Origin of the sequence: Pseudonocardia broussonetiae (assembly GCF_013155125.1) — a bacterium.
In the GTDB taxonomy this organism is placed as follows: Bacteria; Actinomycetota; Actinomycetes; order Mycobacteriales; family Pseudonocardiaceae; genus Pseudonocardia; species Pseudonocardia broussonetiae.
On the sequence record NZ_CP053564.1, the window covers coordinates 853,227 to 865,216 of the forward strand.

Below are 11,990 nucleotides of genomic sequence, written 5' to 3' on the forward strand. Positions count from 1 at the left end.
CCACCCCGGGCGCGGGGGCCCCTCGCGGACAGTCCTCGCCTTGACCGTCGCGCTGATCGGGGTCGGCGGAATCCTGGTCGGGGTCGTGCTGGGCCCACTGATCGCCATGACCAGCAGCATCGTCGGTGGCGCGGACGCCGAGGGTGGGCGGGACGACGCACCGGCCCTTCCGTCCAGCGACCAGAGCGGGTTCGTGTTCACCCGCCTCGACAACCCCGGGCGAACCGTGGTAACCGATCAACAGGACGTCATCGTCGCGACCCTCACCGACGGCGCCCGCACCACCACGATCGCCGGACCGGTGCGCACCTTCTCCGAGCCCCGCTACACCCACGCCGCCGTGCAGACCGCCACCTGGGTGCGCATCGCGCCGCAGCCCTGGCATCCCGGCGCCGAGCAGCAACCCTGGGTGCGGCCCTGGCTGGCGGCCATGCTCGTCGACACCAGCCCCGACGTGCTCGCCGTCGCCACCGAGTACATGCAGGACGCACCCGATGTCGTCGACGACGACGGGCTGCGCATCGCCGGGAACGCCTCGTTCGGACCCGAGATCTCCGAGACCCGCCGCGCGATCGGCGCCGACTTCTACGACTACCTCGGTGTGCCGTGGGAGTTCGCCGATGGGGTGAGCAAGGAGCCGGAGGACGAGCAGTACAGCGCCCTGGACTGCTCGGGGTATCTGCGGCTGGTCTACGGGTACCGCCAGGGCTACCCGCTGCAATGGGGTAGCAGCCCTGGGCCCGGCCTGCCCCGGCGCGCCAACGACATGGCCACCGTCGGTCCAGGGACCATGTTGATCCCCGACCGCGGCGAACGCCCGACGGAGCTGGACCGGTTACAAGCCGGCGACCTGCTGTTCTTCACCACCGACGACGAACCCGACATCGACCACTCGGGGATCTACCTCGGCCGCGACACCGACGGGCTGCACCGCTTCATCTCCAGCCGCGCCACCCCGAACGGCCCCACCCTGGGAGACATGGGCGGGGCGTCGGTGCTTGACGGTGACGGGTTCTTCGCCGAACGCTTCCGCACCGCCCGCCGACTCTGAAACGCAGCGCCCACGCCTCGTCCCCTGAATTTTTTCGCGAAAGTGAGCGCCGGATCCCCCGACATCCGACCGGACGCTGGCGCTTAGCTGCGTCCCCAAGCTGGAGATCTCTCATATGCGAGACCGGACCCCATGGATCCTGATAGTCCTGCTCGTGGCCATGATCGGATCGGCGTGCACGGCGGCTCCCCTCGATCCGTCCCTCACCGGCATGGTTTCCGGGCAGGTCATCGGACTCGACGGGGAGCTCGTTCGCGACGCCGAGGTGGCCGCGGGTGAGTCGAGAGCGCGCACCGATGAGAGCGGCCGGTTTGAGATCCCGGTCGACGATCGGGGGAGCTGGGTAACCGTCGAACACCCGGCCTACCTGAGCAGGACCCGGGCCGGGATCCCGGGAGATCCGCTGCTGATCCGTCTCACTCCCGACGACGGCGCCACCGTCGCTTTGCACTTCGGCGGCGACGTGATGACCGGCCGCCGGTTCTTCGACCGGGACGAGGACGGTGACCGGGACGACGCCCTGATCGACGATTTCGCCGACGTCGACGCGCACCGGGAACTGCTGGAGCCGATCAGCCCGCTGTTGGCCAACGCCGACCTGACCACCGTGAACGTGGAGAGCCCGATCTCGGAGGAGCCCTACCTGGACCCCACCCGACCTCGCGGGGACGGCGTGCACCCGACCAAGGACTTCGTATTCGCCAGCGGAACGGCCCTGCCCGACGCCCTTGCCGCAGCGGGTGTGGACGTTGTCGGGTTGGCCAACAACCACCAGTACGACCTGCTCGAAGACGGGGTGCGCGCCACCATCGACGGGTTCGTCGACGCTGGGTTCGCACCAGGATCCACGCAGTTCGGGCTCGGCGCCACCGTCGACGCCGCCTATATCCCGGCGATCGCCCTGGCCGGTGGGCTCCGTATCGCGTTCCTAGGGTGCACCTCGATTATCGGGAGCGAGCACGCCATCGGCTATGTGGCCGACCCGGACCAAGGTGGTGCCGCACCGTGTGAGGAGGCCCGGGTCCGCGACAGCGTCGCCGCCGCCGCGGCGGCGAGCGACATGGTCGTGTTCAGCGTGCACGGCGGGTTCGAGTACGGCCGCGACCCATCCGGCCAGGTCGAGCTGATCACCTCCGTCGCCCGCCAAGCCGGCGCGCAACTGGTGATCAACCACCACCCCCACGTAGTGGGAGGGCTTGATTGGGACGGCCGCAGCCTCGCCGCGTGGTCGCTGGGCAACCTGGTATTCGATCAGACGGTCTGGCCAACCTTCCAGAGCTACGTCTTAGCCGTGCACGTCCGCCGCGGAGAGATCGTCCGTGCCTACCTCGAACCCGTCATGATCGACGACTACGTCGCCCACGGTATCGGCACCGGCTCAGCGGATTACATCGCCCGAACCGCGGCGGGCCTGTCCCGCGGCCCGTTCGTCGTCGAAGACGGCGCCGGGGAACTCAACCTCGGCGACCACATGGCCTCGCAACCGGTCACCACATCACTGATTGGCTCAGCAACCGGGCGCATCACTGAAATCGGCGACGGATGGCTACTCGACCAAGCCGACCCCGCCCTCTCCGAATTCGGCACCGACCTGTTGTGGATCGGAGACTTCGACGACGACGTCCTGGGCGCCGATCGGGGAACGCTGTGGACCGAAGGCGACGACATCACTGTCACCCGCGACGAAGCGGCACCCGAGCGCGGCAACTACTACCAGCTGCGCCGCGACGCTGCAGACGCCGACCCGCTCTTCGGCACCACCATCCACCGACTGCTGCTCACCAACCCGGGATCGGTCGGACTCCGCAGAACCCGCAACCAGCTCAGTGACGATGACCCCGGCGCGACCGCTCCGCCACCGGCCGGCGCCGCCCTCGCGGAAGCTCAGGTGTCGCTGACCGCGATACTGCGCGTCGATCCCGGCGCGCAGGTCGAGGTTCGCCTCGCCTGGTACTCCGACACCCGCGGCCCATCCGGCTCCCAGACAACTCAGGTCATCACCAGCAGCGACACAGCGTGGCAGCAGCTGCGACTGGACGCGGCGGTGCCCCCCGATGCGGTGGCCGTCGCCATCCTGGTCCGCCTTTCACCCCCCACCCCGCTGTCCGGCCAACCCGCACCGCCCTCTCAGGTCACCGTCGGTGTGGACCGAGTTCGCCTCATCGAGTGGTCGCCCCGTGGAACGCCACCGACTCGGGGAACCACCCACGTCCGTAGCTTCGCCGACGGCGTGGCATCGCTGAGCCGAGTAGGAGGAGGAGTGCTAGCCGAGTCAGCGCCACCTCCGCTTGAGGAAGTCCCAAGCCGATGACCCCCGCCGACGGAGGGTTCTCGTCGTTGATCGAGGAGAACCGTCCGTCAGGCCAGGTCGACGTCCTACGTCATGGTCCGACGAAGGAGAACGAGTCCACATACACCCGTGCGTTCAGGCTCGAGAGTGACATCAGCACCTTCGCTCGGACCGCTCCGGGCGGAGCCGTTCGGCTTGCGCCTCTGAAAGAATCCCAGCCGGCGGTCTGCGCGCTGTACGTTCGTATCGTGATCGGAGAGCCGATCGCGACGTTGGCGTTGTCGACCCATTGGATCTGGGCGCGCATCGTGAACGCATCCGTTGTCGCCGGAATGTTCACCCTGCCCGCGAAGACGTAGCCCGCCCCGGACACCACTGGTACGACCTGCTCGACCGTGTACGCCGCGTTCGTCGTCGAGGAGTGCCGCCCCGAGTAAGTACCCGAATGCCGATAGCTCGTGCTCCGGGTAAACCTCGTGTTGATTGACCAACTGTCCGGTCGGGTATCCGTGTTGGCGTCGAGTTCGAAGCCGGGGTTCGCCAACAGCTCGCGGGTCGTTACGCCACCCGCCTCGATAAGCAGGTCATAACGGAGCGTGCCGTAGCCCGCATTCGCGTTGAAGTGGTGCGACCGCACGTAGAGCGGCCCGGTTGTGGTGGCGCTGTAGGTGATCAGCGAGGCCAGTGTGCCGCCGCTGTCGTCGTTGACGGCAAGCTCGGTCGTGCCGTTGGCGGCGAGCAGGTGCAGCACCGTGTCGGTGCCCGCAGCGAGGTTCTGTGTCTTGATCGTGTAGCTCCTGCCTGCGGTCGCCTCGAACCGAACCCAGTCCTGGTCACCCGGCACGCAGTACGTGTGTCGCGCGACCGCGCCGACGGTGGCCACGGTGGCCTGTGATGCGGACCCGTTCGGCTCGGACTGGTCGGTGCAGAGCGCTTCGACGTTCAGCGCATAGGTCAACGACACTCCGGCCGCGCCCGCATTGAAGTGCCGTGAGCGGATGTAGAGGGTGCCGGTCCGGGTGGCGACGTGCTCGATGGACGAGGCCAGCGTGCCGCCGCTGTCGTCGTTGGTCACCAGGATGGTGGAGCCGTCCGCGGCGATCAAGTCGAGAACGGTGTCGTTTCCGGTGGCCAGGTTCGCTGTGGTGAACCGGTATGTCACACCTTCGAGCGTGTCGATCCGGATCCAGTCGTGGTCGCCCGCACCGCAGTAGGCGTGCTGCTCGCTGGACGGCACAGCGACGGCGCGGGCCTGCCCGACGGCGTCATCTGGCTCGAACGCCTGATCTGGGCACTGTCCAGGTCCGGGGCCACCGCCGATGAGAAACGTGCTGTTCGCCGTGTTCCAGCGCGTGGCGAGGTAGCTGCCCGGCTGCGGTGCCGTGTGGCAATAGTCGTCGTTGCCGCAGTCCAGCCGGGTCGTGTCGAGTGCCGGGTCGGGGCAAACTGTCCGCATCGCCGGGAAGTTCGGGGAGTCCGAGTAGCACAGGACGTCCCACTCATCAGTGCAGTGGAAGCCGCCGCTGGCATTGGGAGCAGTGTTCTGCACCCCACCAAGGTTGTGCATCAATTCGTGCGCGACGACCTGACCAGTCCAGCAGCCGCGGTCGTTACGGCCGTAGCTCGGCCCTTGGTTGTTGCGGTTGTTCTGGCCGGCCTGGTCGTCAGTCTGGATGGTGCCTTGACCGCAGATGACGTTCGCGTCGACAAAAATCATGTACTTGCGGTCGGAGCGATTGTAGCCCCGGCTCTGCAGCTCGGCGATGGTGTTATCGATATTGTCATCGCCCGTCGGACTCACCACAACGTTGTCGACGATGACCGTGCACGTCGAGTCATGGACGAAGCGGATGCCGCGGCTGCCCCCCGTCGCCGCCGCGCTGCTGGAGTAGATCTGATCCGCCTGCCCCGCGACCGAGCGGATCTGCGGCAACGCGCCGGCGAACCCGTCCGCCACGTCTGAGGCACGCACGTACAGGGCGTGCGTGCGGAATCCGCTGACACCGTCGCCAACGCACTGGATCGCAGGCGGTGCTCCGGGGGACACCGGCGCGTCCTTGGCGATGTCCACCCCCGGCGGGGCCGGGTCGGGACCGTGGGTACATGTGCGCGACTTCGACAACTGCTCCAGAGCCTCGCCGGGGCAGGGGTCGAGGCCGGGCGGCTTGTCGCCCTTGGGCGGAGGCACCGGCGCCAGCCGGACGTTCGGCGGCAACGGGTCGGGTAGCGGCGCAGGCGGAGGCGCCGGCTTACTGGTCGGTGATGGCGCGGCGGCCGCCGGCGCAGCAAGTGTGACTGCTACCAGGCTGAGCAGTGCTACGAATACGGCCAGTACTGTTCGTAGGACGAAGTGCGTGCGCTGTATGCGCATATGGTGTCCCCTTCAAGGACGAGATCCGGGCCCCGACAGCAGTCCTTCGTACTTTGTGTGATTTGTGTTAGCCTCGGCGAGGTAGGCCAGCGAGAATTACTGCGCCCGGCGCAGTGGATTGCTCCTGCGCTGCGTCTCCTGATGACACCCCGATGCGGCGTGCTATCGTTGAGGACTACCTAGAGCACGGAGGTCGCCTGATGCGTACGCGGGTTGCCCTCCTCGTCGGAGCTTCCGCGATCGCTGCAGTCGTAGGGGCCGGCAATGCGCTCGACAACGACCCGGTTGCTGCGATGCCGAGCGTGGTGCCCGCACCAGCGCAGTCCGCAACGTCAAGCGTGATGCCCGCACCAGTGCAGTCCGCAACGCCGCGCACGTCGTCGGAACCGAACTCATGCCCCGAGGGTCTCGTTTACTTGCCTCGGTCGGGCTTGTGCACGCACGGTGCGGATCCCGCCCACGTATTCCGCTGACGACGCGCTGTCAGTTGTCGAAGTCGATACGGCGTAGCCCAGCGCGGGAGACGGTGAACAAGAACGGCCGGCTGGGTGCAGGCTCGGCGAGTTGGTCGAGGACGGTGAGGTAGAGCGCGGCCATGTCGCGGCTCGTGGATGGTGGTGGTCGCTGACGGCGGCGCGTTCCGAGGGCCGGTCCTGAAGCGATGGCGCCCCCGGTATCAATCGCTGTAACGTGCTGCGTCTCAGCGGGTCCCGACTGTTACCTCAACAGCTTCGCGAGGCATAGCGCGACGTCTTCCGCATGATCAATCAGCGCGTCGCCGTCTCGATCAACCTGGCCGGGCGGTCTCCCAGCAGTCCGTCGCTATCGAGTCCCAGCTCGAACGAGAAGCCGTAGTCATCCTGCAACGCCGGCGGGGGCTGCTCGGTGAAGCGGGGTTGCCTCAGCGATGCTCAAGATCTCGACGCCTTCCTCGATCAAGATCACATCGGCCGGGAGAGTCCGAATACAGGTGCATTGTTGCCGAACAGGGCGTGGCCTGCGCGCAGGTTCACTGCACCGAGGTGCATGGCGACCGGAATCGGAACCGCGGTAGCCGTTGTCGGCGATCACCCGGACCTCGGCGGCGTGCAGGGCGTGGATGAGGCCGTGCTCGTGTGCGGCCCCCATGTCGTGCCGGGCGCCGGGCAGCGCTCCCGAGGCCCAGATCAGCCGGCCGGCCGGGTCGGCGAGGACCTTCACCTTCACCCCGTGCCGCTTGTGTTTTCCGGAGTAGTAGGTCCGGTCGCGGCCCGTTCCCACGCCGACCCGGTCGATCGAGACCAGGGTGCCGTCAAGAATCACGAACGCCTTGCCCGCGGCGACGGCCATCGCCTGCTGCAGCGACGGCGCGAACGCGGCCAGCACATCGAGGGCTTCGCGGATGTAGCGGAACACCGTCGTCGTGCCGACCGCGAAACCGGCGGCGAGATCGGCGTAGGTCTCGCCCTTGCGCAGGTGCGCGAGCACGAGCAGCGCCTGTTGTCGGCCAAGAGGCGTCGCCAGCGGGTGCCCAGCACCGTGCGGCGGTGGCGCAGCGCGTCGGACACGGTGATGAGGGCGTGGTTGGACACGCCGATCCCGGCGGGGTAGGAAGGCACCCGAAGCTCCTGGTCTGGACGAGTTGATCTAGTCAATCGCCTGTCTACCAGGAGCTTCACTCATTCCGGTGACGCCACGCCGCAGCGGCTACGAACCCACCTCAAGCAGATTGGAAAGCGCTGTGAGACTCGGTGACGGCTGGTCTGGGGCTGGCTGGCAGGGTCGGCGTCGTGGCCCCGGTCCTGGTGTGGCTCATGGAAAGGTCGCCCCGCGAGAGTGCGTTGAGTGAGATCTGCCCACCCGGATCGGGGGCCAGGCGCTGGCCCTGCCGCTCTCGATGGCTTGATCAGAAGCCTGTCCGACCCGTTGCCGCGGGCCGTGACCCGTCACAGTGTTGCCGCGAGAGCACCTTTCTCTTCCCGGGCCAGCGCCTGTCACGGACGCATCCCCTGGGAGAGGACACAGCATCCGCATGCCCACCATCGCCGACACCGTCGACCTGCTGATCGGTGTGGACACCCATGCCGCCAGCCACACCTTCGCATTGATCAACGCCGCGACCGGCGCGCTCGCCGACACCCAAGACTTCCCGACCAGCCCGGCCGGGCTCCGGCGCGCCCTGGCCTGGATCCAGCGCCGCACCGATGCCCAGACGGTCCTGGTCGTGATCGACGGAACCGGCTCCTACGGTGCGGTCCTGACCGAGCAGCTCCTCACCGCCGGGTTCGGGGTCGCCGAGGCTCCCGACGTCCCAGCGCACGTGCGCCGAGCAGCCGGCAAGACCGACTCCCTCGACGCGGTCGAGATCGCCCGCGCCGCCCGCGGTCTGACCCCGCACCAGCTGCGCCGCCCCCGCCAGGCCGGTGACCGCACCACCCTGCGGGTCCTGACCTCCGCTCGCGACCAGATGACCGGCGAGCGCACCAGGACCGTCAACGCCCTGACCGCGCTGCTGCGCACCGTCGAGCTGGGCATCGACGCCCGCCGCGCCCTGTCCGCCACGACGATCGCGACCATCGCCGCCTGGCGCACCCCATCCCCCTCCACGGTCCCGGCCACGACACGGACGGTCTGCCGCGCCGAGGCGATCCGCCGCATCCGCGCGCTCGACACCGACCTGGCCACCAACCACACCGCGCTCAGCAGCGCCGTCACCGCGCAGGCACCGCAGCTGCTGGACCTGCGTGGTGTCGGACCGGTCGTGGCCGCGACCGTGCTGCAGGCCTGGTCACACCCCGGCCGCGTCCACTCCGAAGCCGCCTTCGCTGCGCTCGGCGGGGTCTCCCCGCTCCCGGCATCCTCGGGCAACACCCACCGGCACAGGCTCAACCGCGGCGGCGACCGGCGCCTGAACCGGGCGATCTACACCGTCGCGCTGACCAGGCTCGGGCACGACCCACGCACCCGGGAGTACTTCGCCCGCCGCACCGCCGAAGGCCGCACACGACGAGAGATGATCCGAACCCTCAAGCGCTACATCAGCCGTGAACTCTTCCGGACCCTGACCGCTGCGCACCTGCAGCCGAACACCCCTTGACAGGTCATAGAAGCGTCTCACTGTTCCTAGGCCATCTCGGTGGACAGCGGCCCCTGCTCTGGGCACTGCCGGTTACCTCGACAAGACTCACGGTCATGGCGGACGTGACCGTGAAGGTCGACCCCCAGCATCTTCAGAAGCTGGCTCGCCCTACTCAGCAGGTAGCCGCAATCTCGGAACTGACATGGAACGGACTCGACGCCGACGCGACACTTGTCGAAGTCATGTTTGACCGTATTGATCTTCAAGGGATCGGGACTATTCTGGTAGTTGACAACGGCTTCGGAATAGAGCACTCTCTCTGCTCGAGCGCGTTCTCGAGCTTGGGTGGCTCGTGGAAGCCTCGGCTGGCGTAACACAGTGGGAACACCGCCGTCTACACGGACGACATGGAGAAGACCGTTTTCGTGCCTTCGCTCTCGGCCAGCGCGTTGAGTGGACAACTATCGCTGACGATACAGTCCGTGGACGCTCAAGTACGCGCATTCACTCGTCGATGACTCAGCCCGACAAATTTTCGATCGACGAACCCGACACCGACGCAGGCGGAGCCCGGTACTCGTGTACGCATTGCAGACTTGCGGCCGACCACCGAAAATATCTCTAGTGAGAAGGCAATCGCGCGCCTTACAAGAGACTTCGCAATCTACTTAACCAGACACCGGAACGTTCGTATCGTTTACGGGCTCTTCCGGATCGGGAGTGCAGGTGGGCGCGTGACGGCCCGTGGCTGTGGGGTCGTGTCGGTGCGCTGAGAAGGACCCCGGGAAGTTGATGATGCAGGTTTCCTACGCCTTGATCATCGAGTTCCCCGGGGGGCCCTGTGTCGCAGCCTACGACGGTTCCGGTGTCGGTCATCGCCGACACGATCGTCCGCACGGTCGAGTTGGGTGTCACGATCACCGACGCCGCTCTTGACGGTGATACGACGGTGGTGTTCTGCGACCTGGTTGACCGCGGCCCGCAGCGCTGCCCGGGCTGCGGCGGGGTCGGGGTGTACCGCGACACTGTCGAGCGGCGCGCCACCGATATTCCGGTAGCGGGTCATCCGCTCCTGCTTCGGGTCCGGGTCCGCCGCTACCGCTGCGTGTCGAGCACGTGCGAGCGGGTGGTGTTCAGCGCGGATAGCAGCCGCCTGGCCAGGGCGGGTGCGACCACGACGCGGCGGTGCGCCCGGTTCGTGCTGCGCCGGCTCGTCCTGGACCGGACCACGATCGCGGCGGTCGCGCGCGAGCTGGGGCGCTCTTGGGACACCGTCAACGCGATCGCCGTGGCTGCCATCGGGGACCTGCTCGCCGCGTCCGGGCCGGCCCGGCTGGACGGGGTACGCGTGATCGGGGTCGACGAGCACCGCTGGGCCCACACCCGCCACGCCGAGGGCGACGGGTTCGTCACCGTGATCGTCGACCTCACCCCGGTCGTCGACGGTGTCGGGCCGGCGCGGCTGCTCGACCTGGTCGCCGGGCGCTCCGCCGCGGCGATGACCGACTGGCTCACCGCGCAGACCCCGCAGTTCCGCCGCCAGGTCGAGGTGGTGGCGATGGACGGGTTCGGCGGCTACGAGACCGCCGCCACCAGCGCCGTTCCGGACGCGGTCACCGTCATGGACCCGTTCCACGTCGTCGCGTTGGCCGGCGCGAAGCTCGATGCGTGCCGCCAACGCGTCCAACAGGACACGACCGGGCACCGCGGCCGCACCGGTGATCCGCTCTACCGGTCCCGCCGCACCCTGCGCACCCGCCTGCAGCTGCTCACCACCCGCCAACGAGCCCGGCTCGAGGCGGTGTTCGCCGACTACGCCCACACCCCGGTCGAGGTGACCTGGATGATCTACCAGCAGATCATCACCGCCTACGCCCACCCCAACCCCGGCGAGGGCAAGACCCTGCTAGCCAACGTGATCGACACGATCCGGGCCGCGGTCCCAGCCGGGCTCAACAAGCTCACCACGCTCGGGCGGACCCTGCAGCGCCGCCGTCGTGACGTGCTGGCCTACTTCACCCACCGGGCCTCGAACGGCCCGACCGAGGCCATCAACGGCCGCCTCGAAGCGCTACGCCGCAACGCCCTCGGGTTCCGCAACCTGATCAACTACCGCATCCGGTCCCTGTTGCACTGCGGGGCACTTGCACTCTAAATCCGGAAGAGCCGCTTTTGGTTCGGCCGGCCAGCCGTTGCTTCGGGAGTCCCACACTCCGTTGGACAGTTTGGCGTCGGAATGAAGCGAGTACTCAAAGCTTAGGAAGGCGTTGAACATCAAGTCGACGGCGGCCGAGTTAACATTTCTTTTCTCTGGGATTTGCCGAGTGCTCGGAAGCGAACAGCACGACGTTCGATCTGAGCGAGCTCGCTGAAGGCCAGCAGTACCGCGATGCAGAGCGAGGACTAGGGAACAGCGGCCACCGCGAACCCTGCAGGCAGCCCCTGCCTCGGCTCGATTCTCAACGCAGCACGTTGTGGGCCGTCGCTAGGTCGATCTCCCCTGTGTCGATCGCCCACAGCGCGAGCGCCTCGAGGTAGCCGGTGGCGTCGCCCCACTCCTCATCCATTCGCAGACCGGGAATGCCGTCAGCGTCGCTGAGCCGGTTGCGCAGTCGATCCAGTCCGGTGCGGACGCTCGCAGGGGTAGTGCCCCCGATTCGCTCAGCGATCTCCCGGTAGCTCGCCGGCTTGCTGCCCGCGAGGGTGAGGACGGGCTCGCAGAGCGCCGCGAGTAGCAAGCGCTCACGCGTGGACAGCCGTCCCGCACCGAACCTGGTTTGCACGCCGCGCGCAGCGACGACAGGTGCGATGGGGCCCAGGTCCGGCACATGCTGCATACCGCGAGCATCGATGTGCAGCGTGTAGTGCCGGCCGTGGCGGCCCGGGATGTCGATCCGCACCTGCTCGAAGGGCATCGACCCAAGTGCCATCCCCGGCCGAATGCGCAGTTCAGGTCCGGGCATTGCGATGAACCGGACCGACTGGGTTCGGGACGTGTTGCGGATGAGGACGCCGTCTCGGAGACCGGTTAGCGATCCCGCTTCGCGGGAGATGAAGTCGTCGAGCGGGTCGTGACCGATCCGGATGTCCCGATCGTTTCCGCGCCCGAACGTGAGCTCGTCGGAGGGCCTGAGCGCCCTACGCTCCTGCCCGGACCTGACGATGACGAAGCCGGGTACTAGCGCGTTCATGTCATCCTCTCACTCAAGCCGCGATCAGA

At 67.6% G+C, this 11,990-nt stretch carries 7 protein-coding genes and 1 pseudogene; 5 read left to right on the top strand and 3 right to left on the bottom strand.

The annotated features are described in order from the left end of the window. The first annotated feature begins 40 nt into the window (after positions 1–40). Entirely contained in the window at positions 41–1,051 is a 1,011-nt protein-coding gene (locus tag HOP40_RS04175) for an NlpC/P60 family protein (protein ID WP_205347077.1), read from the top strand. 160 nt (positions 1,052–1,211) lie between these two features. Then, a complete protein-coding gene (locus HOP40_RS04180) occupies positions 1,212–3,362 on the top strand; it encodes a CapA family protein (protein ID WP_240157747.1) in 2,151 nt (716 codons plus the stop codon). Positions 3,363–3,432: 70 nt separating this feature from the next. Here HOP40_RS04180 and HOP40_RS04185 read toward each other — a convergent pair whose 3' ends face one another. Both HOP40_RS04185 and HOP40_RS04190 read right to left on the bottom strand, forming a co-directional pair. After that, entirely contained in the window at positions 3,433–5,529 is a 2,097-nt protein-coding gene (locus tag HOP40_RS04185) for a pre-peptidase C-terminal domain-containing protein (protein WP_172154810.1), read from the bottom strand. Positions 5,530–6,732: 1,203 nt separating this feature from the next. Next, positions 6,733–7,310: pseudogene (locus HOP40_RS04190) on the bottom strand (transposase family protein); the annotation flags it as partial. 413 nt (positions 7,311–7,723) lie between these two features. Between HOP40_RS04190 and HOP40_RS04195 the strand changes: the two are divergent. From HOP40_RS04195 to HOP40_RS04205, 3 genes are all read left to right on the top strand, one after another. Beyond that, complete coding sequence (locus HOP40_RS04195; RefSeq protein ID WP_172154812.1) at positions 7,724–8,788, top strand: IS110 family RNA-guided transposase; 1,065 nt, start codon at positions 7,724–7,726, stop codon at positions 8,786–8,788. A gap of 95 nt (positions 8,789–8,883) precedes the next feature. Further along, positions 8,884–9,144 carry an ATP-binding protein gene (locus tag HOP40_RS36685; protein WP_172154814.1) on the top strand — a complete coding sequence of 87 codons (261 nt, stop codon included), beginning with the start codon at positions 8,884–8,886 and terminating at the stop codon, positions 9,142–9,144. 491 nt (positions 9,145–9,635) lie between these two features. Then, complete coding sequence (locus tag HOP40_RS04205) at positions 9,636–10,925, top strand: ISL3 family transposase (RefSeq protein ID WP_172154816.1); 1,290 nt, start codon at positions 9,636–9,638, stop codon at positions 10,923–10,925. 304 nt (positions 10,926–11,229) lie between these two features. Here the strand turns inward: HOP40_RS04205 and HOP40_RS04210 are convergent, their stop codons facing one another. Beyond that, positions 11,230–11,961 carry a hypothetical protein gene (locus HOP40_RS04210; RefSeq protein WP_172154818.1) on the bottom strand — a complete coding sequence of 244 codons (732 nt, stop codon included), beginning with the start codon at positions 11,959–11,961 and terminating at the stop codon, positions 11,230–11,232. Positions 11,962–11,990 lie beyond the last annotated feature (29 nt).

Coding starts and splice junctions, on each gene's coding strand:
- HOP40_RS04180 (WP_240157747.1), top strand. CDS start 1,212: ATGATCGGATCGGCGTGCACGGCGGCTCCCCTCGATCCGTCCCTCACC.
- HOP40_RS04195 (WP_172154812.1), top strand. CDS start 7,724: ATGCCCACCATCGCCGACACCGTCGACCTGCTGATCGGTGTGGACACC.
- HOP40_RS36685 (WP_172154814.1), top strand. CDS start 8,884: ATGGCGGACGTGACCGTGAAGGTCGACCCCCAGCATCTTCAGAAGCTG.
- HOP40_RS04210 (WP_172154818.1), bottom strand. CDS start 11,961: ATGAACGCGCTAGTACCCGGCTTCGTCATCGTCAGGTCCGGGCAGGAG.